The sequence below is a fragment of the Lutispora saccharofermentans genome (assembly GCF_024363565.1).
Taxonomy (GTDB): domain Bacteria; phylum Bacillota; class Clostridia; order Lutisporales; family Lutisporaceae; genus Lutispora; species Lutispora saccharofermentans.
Window position 1 is genome coordinate 84539 of the sequence record NZ_JAJEKE010000005.1, and the last position, 16002, is coordinate 100540.

Consider the following 16002-nt stretch of genomic DNA (forward strand, 5'->3'; position numbering starts at 1 on the left):
GCTTTACGCGTCTCCGACGGCCTGTTTCTATCTGCATTGACTTATAAATTCTTCAAAAAGCTTCATAAATATGGGATGTTTGGGTGCCAGGGCTTCCGGATGCCATTGGATTCCTACGACGAAGTCTTTCTCTAAGGATTCCGTAGCCTCGATTATGCCGTCATAGGAAAAGGCGGCAGCTTTCAAGCCTTTGCCAAGCTCCTTCACCGACTGATGATGAAAGGAATTTATGGCAATTGTATCATTTTCAAATATATTATAAAGCTTGCTGTCCTTTTCTATCTTTACCATATGATAAACCTGGTCGCTGGGGCCGCTTTCCGGGCTGTGGCCTAAAGAGTCCTTAAGTTGTGCATTGATATCCTGATAGAGGCTGCCGCCCAGAGCAACATTGATCAGCTGGGATCCTCTGCATATGCCCAGAATAGGCATGTCCAGATCATAGGCCTCTTTAAACAGAAACATCTCACAGGCATCTCTCTCACAGGATATGGAGCCGATTTCTTTTATGGGATTTTCACCGAAATATAAAGGCGATACATCCTCTCCGCCTGTAAATATTATGCCGTCTATGGCATCTGCGTACTTGAGCAGGCATTCTTTATCCTCTGTTATGGGAATCAATACAGGAATTCCCCCCGCCCGGATTATTGCATCGATATACGTATAGCACAAAGAACTATACCTGGATGTCCCCTTTGATTCGATAAATGTGGTCAATCCGATCATTGGCCTCAATTTTAAATAACCCCCTTATTATACCGCATAATATTTCCACTCCTACCCAGATTCTATCATATAAAAGCAAAAAAGCAAATATATGCGAAGGGCGTTTATCTGCGAGAAAATGAGCCACCGGGAATCGTCCCTGGCGGGTTATTCTACACAATGAAATATATTTCAACAATTTTCGCTAAATTACGCTAAATTACTTGAAATTTTGCATTTTTTACCTTTAAAGTTTAAAATCGTAATGATAAAATAAGATGTGTGCAAAATTTGTCTATTTTTGTCACATAATGAATGGAGGTGTATTAAATGAAAAGCTTAAAAGCAAAAATTGTGGTTATTCTCGGTTTACTTCTCTTAGTGGTATGTTTAGGTCTTGGATTGGCATCATATTCTTCTTCATCAAAAGCCCTAATTGAAAAGGTGAACGAGACTCTGCCGCAGCTGGCTACTCAAGCTGCCGGAATAGTGGAAAACAGAATTGACGGGCTCTTGACCTCTCTGGAAATAATAGCATCCAATGATATAATTATGGATCAAAGCATTTCTTGGGAAGAAAAAAAAGCAGTCCTTGACAGAGAAGCCACAAGGAATGAATATCTTAGAATAGGCATCGCAGGTATAGACGGCAAAATATACTATAATGACGGTTTTACCTTGGGGATCAGCAATACGGACTACTTTAAAAAGGCAATCAGTGGCAGCAGAGTGGTAACTTCACCTATTGTAAGCGCCGATGGAAAATCTGTTGAGCTCTTCTATGCTGTGCCTATAAAGAAAGCTTCTACTACTGTAGGCGTTATGGTGGCCGTAGCAGACGGGAACAGCTTGAGTGGAATAACTAAATCGATAACCTTTGGGAAGTCCGGTGCAGCCTTCATGATTGATGAGCTGGATTATAATATTGCTCATCAGGATGAATCTTTGGTTTTAAATCGCAATAATACCTTTGAAAATCTCAAATCCGACCCTACTTTGGGCCCCCTGGCAGAGCTGCACAAGCGCATGATAGCAGGCGAGACCGGCGCAGGAGAATATGAATTCAGAGGGGAGGTAAAGTATCTGGGCTTTGCACCCGTTGAAGGAACCGGATGGTCTCTTGCAGTAGCCGCCCCTAAACCAGAAGTGCTGGCCGGCCTGGACGACCTGAAAAGAAATACACTTGCAACTTCTTTACTCTTTCTAATAGTAGCAATTGCCACAGGATATATAGTTGCAGGAAGCATAAGCAAACCAATAAAAGCGGCAGCCCTGCATCTTGAAATACTTTCTACCGGCGATTTAACACCTGTAATAGCTGAAAAGTATGCTAAATCTAAAGATGAAACAGGGATACTCATAAGATCCCTAAAAATAATGCAAAATAATCTGCGAAGCATCGTAGAAAATGTAAAGGTAGAATCAGCCAATGCAAATATGGCTGTTGACGAAGCAGGCATATACATTCAACAGCTTAATGCAGATATCGAAGATATATCCGCCACCACGGAGGAGTTATCAGCAAGTATGGAAGAAACCTCTGCTTCTTCAGAAGAAATGAGTGCTTCCTCAGTAGAAATAGAAAGGGCTGTTGACAATATTGCTTCTAAATCTCAGGAAGGAGCCCTTACAGCTAATGATATAAGCAATCGTACAGGCCAAATGAGAAACAGCTTTTTAGCATCCCACGAAAATGCCATTAAAAAATTCAATGAGGCGAAAAACAAGCTTGAAGCAGCTTTAACCGAATCTAAAGCAGTAGAAAAAATAAATTCTTTGACTGATGCCATACTTCAAATTACATCCCAAACGAACCTGCTTGCTCTAAACGCAGCAATAGAAGCCGCAAGAGCAGGGGAAGCGGGGAAGGGCTTTGCAGTTGTAGCAGACGAGATAAGAAAGCTCGCTGAGGGCTCGAAAAGCACTGCAACAGAAATACAAAACATAACCCATGCCGTAGTATCCTCCGTTGATAATCTGGCTTCAAGCTCCAACGAGCTCTTGAGTTTTATGGCTCACGACGTAGAAAAAGATTATAAAACTATGCTGAAGGCTACAGAGGATTATAATATTGATGTAAAAAATATAGATGATATGATAACGGATTTCAGCTCTACAGCAGAAGAGCTCATGGCTTCAATACATAATATGGCGCAGGCCATAGGCGAAGTAACCTCTGCTACCAACCAGGGAGCTGTTGGAATAGGAAATATAGCCGAAAAGTCCGCAGCCATTGCTGAAAAGTCACAAAATGTAATGAAAGGTGCCCTTAAGGCAAAAAACAGCTCAGATAGACTGTCCAATATAGTCTCAGAGCTTAAGATTTAACTAAAACGTCCCCTGTGGCTTTTTTTTAATATTCCAAAAGTTTAAAAATTAACAATCTAAAATAGTATACATTATTGTATACATGTGATATAATGATATACAAATTTATAGAATATTCAATTATGTCCCCCATGCTATGCTTAAGTGCTTAAAATAGCAAGGGTAATATTTTAAGCAGGAGGTGATAAGATGCAGGAGGATAAGATGCAATCTAAAGATCATATTTACAATCTGATAAAAGACAAGATCATTAGAAAGGAACTATTTCCCAACACTCAGATTGTAGAATCACAATTGTCGGAAGAAACCGGCATAAGCAGGACTCCCATCAGAGAAGCTCTAAAGCAGCTAAGCTATGAAGGAATTATTACTATAATTCCAAATCGGGGAGCATTTGTATCAAACCCAACCCCCGATAAGATAAAGTCAGTGTTCGAGTGCAAAAAAGTCTTGGAAGCAGCTGCCATAAAAATTGCTTGCACCAATATAACCGATAAGGAGCTGGATGTGCTGGAGGACCTTTATCTTCAAGGAGCTAAGGCGCATGCAAGCAAAGACTTCTACCTGTTTACAAAACTAAATGATGAGTTTCATATGACGATTGTAAGAGCTTCAAAAAACAGCTGTTATGAAAAGTACGTCAATGAGCTTATTCAGAGGAGCAATGTTTACCTTTTCTTTTATGACAATTTTATGTTTACATCAGCGGACGATTCTGAAGCTCTTAAAGGACATGCTCGTATCCTTGCCCTGTTAAAAGCCGGAGACGTCAATGGTTGTGTTGAAGCAATCGAAAAGCACAATCAGGTAACATTGGATCAATTGAGTCTGAACGGTATAATACAATAATAAAAAGAAGGTGTTCTTGACCTGTATCCAGCTTGGCGGCATATATACAGGAAAAGACCATCCTCCTTCTCTTATCTTTTTATTATATATTATACCTTCACATATATCAATATTTTTTGTTATGCAAAAATATTAATGTTATGGAGGTAGTACTATGAAAAAAGTCGAACTTCTCTATTTGTCACAAGAGGACATCCTATCTTTAGACATCGGCTGGGAGGAAATCATTAAAAGAGTTGAGATGGCCGTCAGCGAGCAAGCTAACGATACCATCGAGAATCCTCCTAAGCGCGGTATCCATACCCGCCCTGATGCCTTTATCCATGAAATGCCTGTTTTTCTTAAAAAAATGGATGCTTGCGGTATCAAATGGGTAAGCGGTTATCCGGAAAATTACAAGCATGATCTGCCGCAAATATTGGGAGTTCAAGTGATGAACTGCCCGGAAACAGGTGTGCCGACAGCCGTCATGGATTGCCGTTGGATAACAGCCGTTAGGACTTCTGCCGCCACAGCCATTACCGCAAAATATTGTGCAAAAAAGAATTCCAAAAAAATTACTATCATAGGTGCAGGCGTGCAGGGGAGAATGCATTTGCTTGCAATCAAACATGTTCTTCCTTCGCTTGAGGAGTGCCATATAGTTGATATCAAGGAAAACGTGCTTGATGATTATGTTTCAAAAATGTCAGAATTAAGCCACGTCAAGATCAAAAAGTTTACCTCTATCGCCGAAGCAGTGGAAGATGTGGATATTATTGTAACATGCACTCAAAAGCTGCATAAGCCTATCATTCCGGCAGATGCACTGAAGCCCGGTATGCTTGGCGCAGGCCTTGAAGCAGGACGAGCCTGGCCCGCAGAAATCATACATGGAGTTAATAAGGTTATCACCGACGATATCAATCAAACTTCATCATATGCAACAACCGGAGCCTTTGCAGGAGGTTTGCCTGAATTCTATTGCCAGCTTGGCGATCTTGTCAATGGCAAACCGGGCAGAGAAAACGACAATGAATCCATCCTTGCCTTTAATGTAGGAATTGCAGCAGAGGATATATCTTTAGGCCAGTATGTATACGAAAAAGCTGTTGAAAAAAAGATCGGTACAGTTTTGCCGCTCATGGAGACAGACTTCTAATATAACTTATACAGGGCCGGTAAAATTTTGCCGGCCCAATAATGTTGTGTTCTCCATATTGTATTTTATTATCATGCACAATATATAATAATTGAAAGGGGAATATATATGTCTAAAGATAATGTAAAAGAAAATAAAGCACCAAGAATTCCTAGAAAAGTCACATTTATAGAAGCTATGATGCTGCTTATAATCATTGTCGGCATAATGATCTGGACTGCACTCGTCGCCAAGGCACCTACTGCCATGGGCGTTCTATATTGCGCCATAGTCTGCGCTGTCTATGGTATGATCCTCGGTTTTAAATGGGACGATATGTTCGTAAATGTATTGGACGTAGTTAAAACGGCAATGCCGGCCTTATACTTTCTGATGCTGGTCGGTTTTGTCAGTGCGTCATGGATAGCCAGCGGCACAATCCCATATATGATCTATCTTGGCCTCAAAATCATACATCCCTCCATATTCCTGTTTGCAGCCTTCTTGCTCACGGCAATCGCCAGCATGGTTACGGGCTCCAGCTGGGCTATTGTTACATCCCTTGGCCTTGCTCTTGGGGGTATAGCTACCGGCCTCGGCATTCCCTTGCATATTGCTGCAGGAGCTATAGTGTCCGGATGCTTCCTGGGTGATAAATGGTCACCTCTTTCCGATACTCCTAACCTTTCTGCCGCATCCACCGGTCAGAACATCATAAAACTGTTTACCAGCATGATCCCGACATCAGGCTATGGTGCAATACTTGCTTCCATCGGCTTTCTGATAATGGGCTTTATGCTGCCCACAGGCACCAGTGCTGATACTACCACTGTCACGGAATTAATGAACGGCCTTTCTTCAAACTTTGATTTCAATATATTGCTGCTCGCTCCCGTCATCTTTGTATTTATTATGGCCGCTATGAAGTATTCCATATTGCCTGTGCTTTCCATAGGTGTTGGCATAGGAATGGTTGAGGCGATGATATTCCAGGGAAAAACCTTCAGCGAGCTTACAAAAATAGTCTGGAACGGTTATGTCTCAAATACTGATATCAAGGTTATCGACTCCTTATTATCCAGAGGTGGAGCCATGTCAATATCAGGCCTCGTTATGCTGCTGTTCGCTGCTTTCACCTTTGCAGGGCTTATTGAAAAGATCGGCGTGCTTGATGCAATCATGGAGAAACTCCTTAAGGTCATCAAAAGCACCGGTTCTCTGGTATTGTGCACTCTTATCACATCAATAATCACAGTATATTTGAGCTCCAGTGTTTATGTTTCCATAATATTAAACGGCAGAATGTATGACAAAGCTTATAGGAAGAAAAACCTGGATATAATAAATCTTTCCAGAACAATAACGGAAGGAAGCGCATATTTCGGCGGCATGTGTCCGTGGAGCGGCGGTGGTCTTTTGGTCATTTCGTCATTAGGCGTAGGATCCTGGTCATACCTGCCCTATGTATTTGGATGCTGGGGAGCCATATTCTTTACTATTCTATGGGGTTACACCGGGAAATATATGCAAAAGGCAGAATATGACGAGGACGGAAACCTTATTTCGGCTGAACTGGCGGATACTGCCGAGTCATAAAATATATAAACCAGCATCGGTTCTTGATGCTGGTTTTCTTTATAAATCCACTCTCATAGATGATATATATTTAATCTATGCTCCCGTGACTTTAGCCTTGTTCTTGCCGGCAAACTTCTCTTCCATCTTTGATACAAAAACCGTACCTGCCAGATCTCCTAAGCAGTTAAGAGTTGTTGTTCCCATGTCGAAGAGGCGATAGAATGCAGCAATGATACCGACGATTTCAGTCGGGAGACCAAAGGCTTCCACCATAACAAGCAGCTTGACAATGCCGCTTCCGGGAATTCCTCCCCCTCCGGTGGATAATATGGCAGACAAGAAGATGACCTTGAGCATAACCCCTATATTGATCGGCACTCCTACAACCTGGCTGATAAATACAATAACACATCCATAAAGTATAACACTGCCATCATAATTCATTTGTGAACCTAAAGGAACGGTAAAGCTGGATATGCTTTCGGGAACATCAAATTTTTCTTTAGCTACTTTCATATTTACAGGAATAGAAGCTACGCTGCTGCATGTAGAAATAGTATAAATCCATAATTCCGCGCTATCCTTAAGGAATCTGATAGGATTGATTCCTGAGGTAAACCAGAGCACCCCGCCATAGATCAAAACAATGTGAGCTAAACATGCCAAATAATAGGTGCCTGCTAATGTAGCCATACTGGTGAAAATACCGGCGCCGTATTTGCCGAAGGATTCCGCCATCAAAAAGAACACCCCTATAGGTGATACGATCATGACCATACCAATAAGTGAAAATACCATTTCACTCAGTGCATTAAACCCGTTGATCACAGTTTCTTTAAAGGCTTCATTCTTCATCCTCAGAATTGCAATGCCTACCAAAACCGATATTATCAATGTCTGTAAAATATTGCCATCCGAGAAGGTCTTAAACATGTTTGATGAGAACATGCCCATAAAGAAATCCGCTATTGTTATATCAGCAGAGCCGGTTATTTCTTTTGAAGCCAATCCGGTAAAGTTAGCCATTGTACCGGGCTTAATGAGCAAGGCCACAGCCAAGCCGACAGCACAGGCAACCAAAGTAGTAAGGATATAATAGCTCATGATCCTCGCGCTGATGCGTCCCAGCGACTTAACATCCTTTTGCGAGGTAATTCCCGTGATTATAGTAACGATTACCATAGGCACAACTATCATCTTGATACAATTAAGCCATATATTGCCTATAAATCCCAGTTTAGTCATAGGTTCCCCGATAATGAGTCCCAGAATTGCACCTAAAATCATTGCTAGAAAAATCTGTGTGGTCAAACTGATCTTCTTTCCGGCAATCTTCATGTAAACACAACCTTTCACATATTATTAATTATACTTTTTAATAGATGTTAATCAAAGCTGATCATCGATTTCTTTTATAATATTGACAGCTTGAGCCGCATCATCCCTGCTGATCCCTCTGTAAAAAACCAATCGAGCTTTATTATTGAGCACAGGGCGGATCCACAAGCCCTTTTCCTTTGCTCTTGCACAATATTCTTCAACAGTCAAGCCGGTTTGGCTTACATCCAGCATAACTATATTTGATTGAACATTTTCCTGAACCTTTGTCTTTTTCAAATCTCTAAGGCTGTCTGCCGCATATTTGGCATTGGCATTGTCCTCTTTCAGTGATTGAATATTGTGCTTCAACGCATATATCCCGGGTGCAGCTATTATGCCGGCTTGCCTCATATTTCCCCCTAACAGCTTTCTTTTCCCTCTCGCTTTTTTTACAAAGTCTTTGCTGCCGCATAAAAGCGAACCCACAGGGGCACCCAAGCCTTTTGACAGGCAAAACATAACGGAATCCACATATTGGCATATATCCTTTGCTTCTACACCAAGGCTTACCGCTGCATTGAACAATCTTGCACCGTCCATATGGATCGGTATGTTAAATTCTTGTGCCAGATTGCGTATGCTTTTAAGCTCTTCTAAATCAGTGCATGTGCCTCCGGAAAAATTATGGGTATTCTCGATGCATAGCAGCTTTATATCATTTTGCTGCATCAGATCTCTAAGGCTTTTCAAATCAGGGGTTTTTCTTTCATTCAGCTTGTAAGCTACAGGAATCAATTGTCCTACACTTTTTTCAAAAACCACTTTTTCGCTTAAATAAATGTGCTGCATTTCATCCACAAGGACTTTATCACCCGGATTGCAATAGGTCAAAACAGCAGTCGTGTTGGCTAAAGTTCCCGAAGAAAAAAGCACGGCCTCTTCTTTGCCCGTCAGCATAGCGGCTAAATCCTCAAGCTCGTTTACAGTGAGATCTTCCCCCCTTCCCTTCTGGTTTGTCCTTCCGTCATCTCCAAGCTTGGCAGAAAGAATTGTTTTCAGCATTTCCTCGCTTGGTAAAGTTAAGGTATCACTTCTTAAGTCGATCATATAATTACACCTCGTCAAATTTTTATATGTGTATATTTATATAAAGCAACAACCATACCAAAGTCATGACCAGCAGATAAAAAAAAGATGAATTGCCCTGAATCCCTCTTATACCAACTGTTTGTCATTGAAAAGCTTATAAAAGGGATTGATTCAAAATAAAAAACAATGTTGCATATGTCTTATATAAGACATATGCAACACTATTTGCAACATTTCAAAATATCATATATCATATTTTTTCATGAGCCTCCATAGGGTGCTTCTATGAACTCCCAACATATAAGCAGCCCGGCTCTTATTTCCTTTGGAAAGCTTCAATGCCTCTTCCACTTCCTCTTTTGCTATATAAGGCTTGGCATCACTACGCTTAATTCCATTTATTTCTTCACAGCTTGGCTCATATTTTGCTATCATTGCATTTACTGCATAAGCATCGATTATATCAGAAGTATTGATTATGCTGAGCTTCTCTATAAAATTCTGCAGCTGCCTGACGTTTCCCGGCCAGCCATACTCCTGCAAAGCTTTAATTCCATCCTCTGTCACATGGATCTTTTTGTTTTTCGAGTAATAGAGCAAAAATTCTTTTGCCAATTCATATATGTCTTCTTTTCTTTCCCTCAAGGTCGGTATAACTAAAGTCAACACATTCAATCTATAAAACAGGTCGCTTCGGAACCTGTTCTCTGCAACTAAATCCTTAATCTTTCTATTTGTTGCAGATACTACCCTCACATCTATAGGTATGAACTGGTCGCTTCCGAGGCGCATCACTTTTCTCTCCTGAAGCACCCTTAAGAATCGTCCTTGAAGAGCTAACGGCATCTCGCTTATTTCATCTAAAAATATGGTTCCATTATGAGCAAGCTCAAATAAGCCGGCCTTTCCATTTTTCTTCGCGCCTGTAAACGCGCCTTCCTCATAACCGAATAATTCACTCTCCAAGATGCTTTCCGGGAGCGACGCACAATTTACAGCTATAAACGGGCCTAATCTCCTGGAGCTCGCATTATGTATGCTTTGAGCAAATAATTCTTTGCCTACCCCTGTTTCCCCTATGATCAATACGGTAGAATCCGCAGCCGCGAATTTCTTTGCATTGCTTATGGAATCCTTCATAGCCTTGCTCCTGCCTTTTATGTTATCGAAGGTATATGAAGCATATAGCCCTTTGGTCAATATTTTATCCCTTATTTTATGCTCCGCCTTAGTAATAGTATTGATATCATTGAATGTAGCTATAGCACCTATTACTTCCTTGCTGTCAAGCTTCAGAGGAATCATATCATATAAAACGGTGGTGCCTTTTAAATAAGCTATTTGCTGCAAGCTTTCTTCGCCTGTTTTTAGAGTCTCCAATAGACTTCTAAGTTCAGGGAAAACATTGGCAAGAGGAGTGCCTATATATTGTTCGGTATATTCCGGAATCAGCTTTAATGCTGTTTCGTTTATTAAAGTAATATTTCCGTCTTTATCGATGGCAACATAGCCTTCTTTGGTATGATCCAAGATTGCATTCAATTCTTCGCTTTTCCTTATGTTGGAAAATATGGTCTGCAATATTGATTCTGCTTCATTATAAGCGTATACCAATGCTTTCTCGCTAAAATCAATTCTGACATGGTTCATATTAAATTCTCTTGCTATATTAGTCTGGGCTACCCCGCCGACGATCACATCTATACCGTCATTCTTCAGCTTTAATATCATGTCTCTCGTTTCGCTTTCACTGTTTGCAAATTCTTGTTTGATATTGACATTTAATATAGGATTCAGCAGATCCAGACCCTTCAGTAAATTATTGTACCCTATCACCCCGATATTTTTCCCCATTTTGCTGGCTTTAAGCAATGCCTGGATCATATCCTCAAAGGGAATAGGGATCTCAACAACGGGTATATCAAGGGCTTTCCTTATTTTCATTGCAGTTCCGCCACGTGCCAGAGCCACTTTGATCCCGCTTTCGATAAGCTTTTGTGGATTTCGCGGGTCATAAATCTGAATATCCACATCTTTCCCCATCTTCTTAAATATCCCCTCTGCCAGAGGAATGAAATCTTCATTATAGGCTGCATAACATATATATTTCATACCTGCCTCCGTATATTCTTCCGTATTCCTTATGCCCATTCTATCTCAACAGCTTTTCTCTGTAAATGACTTATAAGGAAATATAAAGAGAAGGAAGCACGACTGCTTCCTTCTCTTTCCAGGTGATTATCCACAGCTTATACTATTACATCAGCAAGCTTATATACCAAGCTGCCTACATAAGGAACTTACTGTTATTCTGCACTGGCAACTTCATCCGCCTTAGCTTTAGAAGATACAAGCGCAGATCTTAGCATTACAATACCAGTATATATGACTACAGCTGTAACTAACCAGGAGAGGAGTGTCAAAGGCAGTGATTTTACAATGTAATATGCTACAAAGACACCTGCTGCACCACCAATTGTAAGACCCATTGAAGCCTTTCTATCGTGAGCTCCTTCTTTTACAAATCTCATGCCTGCTGCAGGCATTAAAAATGCGCATGAACCCATCATTATCGGGAAAGCAACTCTCGGGCTCATACCCAAAGCATATACAAGAGCCATGCATGGTGCATACAATCCTACACCGATGGTCATCAATGCGCCAAGAATAAAGTTAGCTATTATACCAAATATAAGCTTTCCGCCTGTCAAGCCTATTGCCTCGCCGCCAATAGGCATCCAGTCCATGAGGCCGGCTAACATAAAGAATGCAACGACTAAAAGGGCAAATCCCATGCCTATCTGTATCTTCTTTTCCGGAAGCTTGGAAACAAATCCTGCACCAACAACAGCGCCTATAGCTGATGCCGCTAACATAGTGACAAGTGTTATTGGTTCAACGGTTATAGCTGCGATGAACAAGAAAGCTTCAAATACAACCGGTACAGTATCACCAACGTTCAGCGTTCCCGGTATTACTCTGTCCGGTACCATATTGAAGAACTTAAATAATGCTGTAGTAGGAGCAAAGCTTCCTATACCCAATGTATCGAGGAAATTAGTAATGAATCCAACACCTAATAAGCCTGCCCAGTTAGTCTTTGATAGGTTATTCTTGTTTTCGAAATAGTCCTTCACGAAAAAAACTAAGAAAGTTAGTGTTAATAGTCCTAGTGCACCCAATATAATTTTTACCATAAATTAATCCTCCTTCTTTTTTAACACACTATTTTGGATTATTTCTTTTTTACCTTAGTACAAAACCGTACTTGACTGGGTCGTCTTCATCAATGACAAAATGATTGAAGCCTGTGGTATAAGCGCTTCCGGTAATCTCAGGTATTACTGCAGTATAATCTCCTACTTTTGTTTCTTCAAGGATTCTTCCCTTGAACATTGTTCCTATTATGCTTTCATATATAAAAGGTTCATTTATTTTTAGCTGGCCTTTTGCATACAAGGTTGCCATTTTTGCACTTGTGCCTGTCCCGCATGGCGATCTGTCAACTTGACCTTCACCGAATACAACTACATTCTGCATTGATGCTTCAGGGCTTTTGGCAGGCCCGTATATCTCTACCAGATCAACGGTTTTTATATGGGTTTTTATTGGATGCTGAACCTTTATTGTTTCATTTATTATCTTTAAAAGTGCCATCGCTCTTTCTGTTATGAGGTTGACGTTTTTAGGCTCAATCTCAACACCAAGCTCAGAAGCCTTTACAATGGCGAAAAAGCTTCCTCCGAAAGAAATATCAAATGTAACTGTTCCCACGCCTGGCAAGTCAACTTCAACGTCTCTCTTATATAGAAATGCAGGTACATTGATCACAGATACTTCTTTTGCCTTACCGTCTTCCACTTTGACATTGGCCGTTACAAGGCCTGCCGGAGCCTCAAACTTGATTTGAGTATAGGGTTCCTTAACTTCAACCATGCCTGTTTCCACTGCAGCAGTGGCAGCTCCTATCGAGCCATGTCCGCACATATTAAGGTATCCGCCGCCGTCCATAAATATTATCCCAAGATCGGCTTCCGGCATTGTAGGCTGAGTTATGATCGAGCCGAACATGTCGTTATGTCCCCTGGGCTCATGCATAACTGCAGTCCTTATATGATCCATATTTTTTTCTAAATACTCTTTTTTCTCACTCATCGTATTACCTGGAATTTGAGGTATTCCGCCGATTATTATCCTGGTTGGTTCTCCCATCGTGTGAGAATCCACTGCATGTAAGCTTTTTACAAATCTCATTTTTATTCCTCCTGAAATAATATTTAGATAGTATTTAGTTACATACTCAACATATAATTTGTAGCTTAATCCAAATTATAGGACTCTTAAAAATGAGAATATTATGTTTTGATATGGCTCTAATAGTTGATATTATTTGTTTTTTCCCCATTTGCTTATGCGATATTTTCATGCTATAATACTTCTGTGTACAATAATTTTAATTTATGTGTTATTTTTACAGTAAATTAAAATTGCTTTGTACATTATTTGGGGATATTTTAAACTATAGAGACATAAAATATCCTCATTCATTAAGCAAAGCCAATACGGCTTTATCTGCAACAGATATTGAATGTACCAGATTCAATATCGCAGCTTACTAACTTTGTGTAGGCGAAGAATATCATATCATTGGTTAGCTTCCTTTTTGTATGATATCCTTCGCATTTTTTTTGCACTCAAATCTAAAAAACCGCAAGCATCTTATTTATATGCCGATCTTCTTTCGCATCTTCAGTTTCAGCATTGCAAGAGCTTTTTTCGCATCAATTTCCATAGCAGTATTCTCGCCTACGACTTCCGTTTCAATACCTTCAGCAGATTTATTGAAGTCTACTATGGTATCCATGTATTGATTCTTAACAACAAACTGTGCTTGAGTACCTATAAAGCTCATGCCTACAACCGGTATTCCCCTTTTACCAACTTCTTCGATGGTGTTTGCAAAGTCCACATGGCTGTTACCCCAACCATCAACTGAAATTATCGCTCCATCCACACGCATTGCCTCTAACCATGCTGCTGCTCTTTGACCGACAAACATTTTGTCTTCATTATCCTGTGGGGTGCCTACTATGATCACTCCCGCAAGATCCAGATCGCTGTCTTGAGATACAACCTCAAGCAAGGGATCTCTGAAATGATGCAAAGTGGTTTCTTTAGTTGAAGGTCCTACTCCCATTTATAACACCACCCTTTAATGCATAGCTCTAATGGCGCCGTCACGGTATTCATTAGGACTTACTATTACAGGAACATTCCCCAGATCTATTATGGAGCGTCCCCCCGCAAAACCTGACGGTTCTTTAGCGAACAATTGAGTATCATACATGGTTCCCTGGCCTGCCACCTGCTTAATTATTGCAACTTTCTTTCTGCCTGGCTTTATAACATCATAGAATTCATGTCTTTCCGTACAATCTTTTCCATTCAGTTTTTTAAGCTTTTCTCTTATTTCTTGCACAAGCTTATCGCACACCCTGTGAGCTGCGGTAGGCCCGGTTCTGTAATGACCTTCTCCGGCTTTTAAGGTAACGTCGACAAGAATTATTATGTCTTTATCGCCCGGAGTACCAGGCCTGTTTAAGATCATTTGTTCTTGAAGATTGCCTTCAGAAGATCCGAATTCAGCTACTTGGATTCCTTCTTTGTCTACACCGGTGAGCATTACATATACCCCTGTAAGAGTATGTGTTATTCCCTCTCCTAAGCGGCCCAGCACCTTGGCAGATATAGGCATTATGTCCATAATGCTGTTTACCCATCTGTCGTGTTCACCAGGCATAATTATTTCAATGCTCAAATCATTGATCAATGGTTCATCCCGGGTAATATCATCGATAATATTTTTTCTTAAGCTGAGACTTTTACCGGTGATCTCGGTTTTATCTGCAAATGAAACTTCTGTAATATGATAACTTTTGATCACCAATCTTCTCATTTCAATTTTATCGTTATCAACCATGTTATCATTCCTTTGCAATATGGCTATATACTGTTTTATACTTTAGCTACATATTGGTATGGCAATGGAACTATCTTACCGGGCTGATCTATCTTGGTCAGTTGAATCAAAGCCTCTTTTACAATATTGTATTGCATTTCTCTGTCATTTGGAGCACCTGCGTTAGCCCCCATAGGCACTAGCGGAGCAACTGCTCTCGGAGTGCCGTTTTGTCTTACTACAGGAGGAAGAGCAGCAATGATAATAGTCGGAATTCCTGCTTCCTCGATCGCTCTCTGCACAATCACGGCAGAGCGGTGACAAGTACCTCAGCCTGCTGTCATTAAGACTCCGTCTACTCCTTCTTCCTTCAATATCTTTGCTATGGCAGGGCCGGTTTCATTTTTGAACTTTTCCTGGTTTCCGCCGCCTCCCATAAAACCTACATGAACAGGAGCTATAGCTTTTATAAAGCCTTCTTTTGCAAGCTCATGAATTCTGTCTATAGGGAACATACAGTTGATATCCTTGTTGACATCCCCATTATCGTATCCGCCATGAGATACCATCAATTGGCTTGAAGGGGTTGTATCTCTAACCAATCTGTACGTAAAATCCCCTGCGAGGTTAAATCTCTTATCTGATTTATCATGCACACCAGCTGCAGTTGCAATAGCAATCGTCATATCCTTAAGCTCTTTTTTTACAGGAGTCCAAACTGGCGGCGGTGTAATAGGAACATATATTTCAGACTGCATTCCTTTTACTACTGTTAAACTCATAGTTCTACCTCCTTATCGGATTTATTTCTTTTTTCAATATTGCTTACATACTTTTCATTGGCATCAGGGCTCAGCACTTCCAGATAGCTCATGTTAAATCCAACTTCCTGTCCTACTTTAAGAGGATAATCGGTAATGAGCATTCTCATCGGGACCTTTACAAAGCCTAACCTTCCTTTTAAATCTAAGGCCACACAACCGTCGTGAACCTCTACAATGATGCCCTCCATATATATTATCTTATCTCCGTATTTCATAATTTACCTTTA

The 16002-nt window shown here is 40.6% G+C and carries 14 protein-coding genes; 4 read left to right on the plus strand and 10 right to left on the minus strand.

The genetic code is table 11. The features are described 5' to 3' along the window. Positions 1 to 27 precede the first annotated feature (27 nt). Positions 28 to 729 carry a gamma-glutamyl-gamma-aminobutyrate hydrolase family protein gene (locus tag LJD61_RS07695; protein ID WP_255227055.1) on the minus strand — a complete coding sequence of 234 codons (702 nt, stop codon included), beginning with the start codon at positions 727 to 729 and terminating at the stop codon, positions 28 to 30. Between the two features lie 309 nt (positions 730 to 1038). Between LJD61_RS07695 and LJD61_RS07700 the strand changes: the two genes are divergently transcribed. From LJD61_RS07700 to LJD61_RS07715, 4 genes are all read left to right on the plus strand, one after another. After that, on the plus strand, positions 1039 to 3036 hold the full coding sequence (locus tag LJD61_RS07700) for a methyl-accepting chemotaxis protein (protein WP_255226953.1): 1998 nt from the start codon (positions 1039 to 1041) through the stop codon (positions 3034 to 3036). Positions 3037 to 3225: 189 nt separating this feature from the next. Further along, entirely contained in the window at positions 3226 to 3885 is a 660-nt protein-coding gene (locus tag LJD61_RS07705; protein ID WP_255226954.1) for a GntR family transcriptional regulator, read from the plus strand. Positions 3886 to 4039: 154 nt separating this feature from the next. After that, positions 4040 to 5026, plus strand: a complete 987-nt coding sequence (locus LJD61_RS07710) for an ornithine cyclodeaminase family protein (protein ID WP_255226955.1) — start codon at positions 4040 to 4042, stop codon at positions 5024 to 5026. Positions 5027 to 5134: 108 nt separating this feature from the next. Then, positions 5135 to 6601 (plus strand): Na+/H+ antiporter NhaC family protein, encoded by a 1467-nt coding sequence (locus LJD61_RS07715; protein WP_255226956.1) that lies wholly within the window; start codon positions 5135 to 5137, stop codon positions 6599 to 6601. Positions 6602 to 6676: 75 nt separating this feature from the next. Here the strand turns inward: LJD61_RS07715 and LJD61_RS07720 are convergent, their stop codons facing one another. The 9 genes from LJD61_RS07720 to LJD61_RS07760 form a co-directional block, all read right to left on the minus strand. Then, positions 6677 to 7921: a dicarboxylate/amino acid:cation symporter gene (locus LJD61_RS07720; RefSeq protein WP_255226957.1), complete on the minus strand. Its 1245-nt coding sequence runs from the start codon at positions 7919 to 7921 to the stop codon at positions 6677 to 6679. 51 nt (positions 7922 to 7972) lie between these two features. Further along, complete coding sequence (locus LJD61_RS07725; RefSeq protein WP_255226958.1) at positions 7973 to 9010, minus strand: threonine aldolase family protein; 1038 nt, start codon at positions 9008 to 9010, stop codon at positions 7973 to 7975. 225 nt (positions 9011 to 9235) lie between these two features. After that, positions 9236 to 11104 carry a sigma 54-interacting transcriptional regulator gene (locus tag LJD61_RS07730; RefSeq protein WP_255226959.1) on the minus strand — a complete coding sequence of 623 codons (1869 nt, stop codon included), beginning with the start codon at positions 11102 to 11104 and terminating at the stop codon, positions 9236 to 9238. Positions 11105 to 11298: 194 nt separating this feature from the next. Next, positions 11299 to 12189 carry a sulfite exporter TauE/SafE family protein gene (locus tag LJD61_RS07735; protein WP_255226960.1) on the minus strand — a complete coding sequence of 297 codons (891 nt, stop codon included), beginning with the start codon at positions 12187 to 12189 and terminating at the stop codon, positions 11299 to 11301. 49 nt (positions 12190 to 12238) lie between these two features. Continuing rightward, on the minus strand, positions 12239 to 13246 hold the full coding sequence (locus LJD61_RS07740; protein WP_255226961.1) for a proline racemase: 1008 nt from the start codon (positions 13244 to 13246) through the stop codon (positions 12239 to 12241). 469 nt (positions 13247 to 13715) lie between these two features. After that, positions 13716 to 14189, minus strand: coding sequence for a glycine/sarcosine/betaine reductase component B subunit (locus LJD61_RS07745; RefSeq protein WP_255226962.1), 474 nt, complete (start codon positions 14187 to 14189; stop codon positions 13716 to 13718). 15 nt (positions 14190 to 14204) lie between these two features. After that, complete coding sequence (prdD, locus tag LJD61_RS07750) at positions 14205 to 14972, minus strand: proline reductase cluster protein PrdD (protein ID WP_255226963.1); 768 nt, start codon at positions 14970 to 14972, stop codon at positions 14205 to 14207. A gap of 35 nt (positions 14973 to 15007) precedes the next feature. Continuing rightward, complete coding sequence (gene prdB, locus LJD61_RS07755; RefSeq protein WP_255226964.1) at positions 15008 to 15733, minus strand: D-proline reductase (dithiol) protein PrdB; 726 nt, start codon at positions 15731 to 15733, stop codon at positions 15008 to 15010. Next, positions 15730 to 15990, minus strand: a complete 261-nt coding sequence (locus LJD61_RS07760; RefSeq protein ID WP_255226965.1) for a CBO2463/CBO2479 domain-containing protein — start codon at positions 15988 to 15990, stop codon at positions 15730 to 15732. Before LJD61_RS07760 ends, prdB begins: the two co-directional genes overlap by 4 nt. Positions 15991 to 16002 lie beyond the last annotated feature (12 nt).

Excerpts from the sequence above, each read along its gene's own strand:
- LJD61_RS07695 (WP_255227055.1), bottom strand. The coding sequence starts at position 729 with ATGATCGGATTGACCACATTTATCGAATCAAAGGGGACATCCAGGTAT.
- LJD61_RS07700 (WP_255226953.1), top strand. The coding sequence starts at position 1,039 with ATGAAAAGCTTAAAAGCAAAAATTGTGGTTATTCTCGGTTTACTTCTC.
- LJD61_RS07705 (WP_255226954.1), top strand. The coding sequence starts at position 3,226 with ATGCAGGAGGATAAGATGCAATCTAAAGATCATATTTACAATCTGATA.
- LJD61_RS07710 (WP_255226955.1), top strand. The coding sequence starts at position 4,040 with ATGAAAAAAGTCGAACTTCTCTATTTGTCACAAGAGGACATCCTATCT.
- LJD61_RS07715 (WP_255226956.1), top strand. The coding sequence starts at position 5,135 with ATGTCTAAAGATAATGTAAAAGAAAATAAAGCACCAAGAATTCCTAGA.
- LJD61_RS07720 (WP_255226957.1), bottom strand. The coding sequence starts at position 7,921 with ATGAAGATTGCCGGAAAGAAGATCAGTTTGACCACACAGATTTTTCTA.
- LJD61_RS07725 (WP_255226958.1), bottom strand. The coding sequence starts at position 9,010 with ATGATCGACTTAAGAAGTGATACCTTAACTTTACCAAGCGAGGAAATG.
- LJD61_RS07730 (WP_255226959.1), bottom strand. The coding sequence starts at position 11,104 with ATGAAATATATATGTTATGCAGCCTATAATGAAGATTTCATTCCTCTG.
- LJD61_RS07735 (WP_255226960.1), bottom strand. The coding sequence starts at position 12,189 with ATGGTAAAAATTATATTGGGTGCACTAGGACTATTAACACTAACTTTC.
- LJD61_RS07740 (WP_255226961.1), bottom strand. The coding sequence starts at position 13,246 with ATGAGATTTGTAAAAAGCTTACATGCAGTGGATTCTCACACGATGGGA.
- LJD61_RS07745 (WP_255226962.1), bottom strand. The coding sequence starts at position 14,189 with ATGGGAGTAGGACCTTCAACTAAAGAAACCACTTTGCATCATTTCAGA.
- prdD (WP_255226963.1), bottom strand. The coding sequence starts at position 14,972 with ATGGTTGATAACGATAAAATTGAAATGAGAAGATTGGTGATCAAAAGT.
- LJD61_RS07760 (WP_255226965.1), bottom strand. The coding sequence starts at position 15,990 with ATGAAATACGGAGATAAGATAATATATATGGAGGGCATCATTGTAGAG.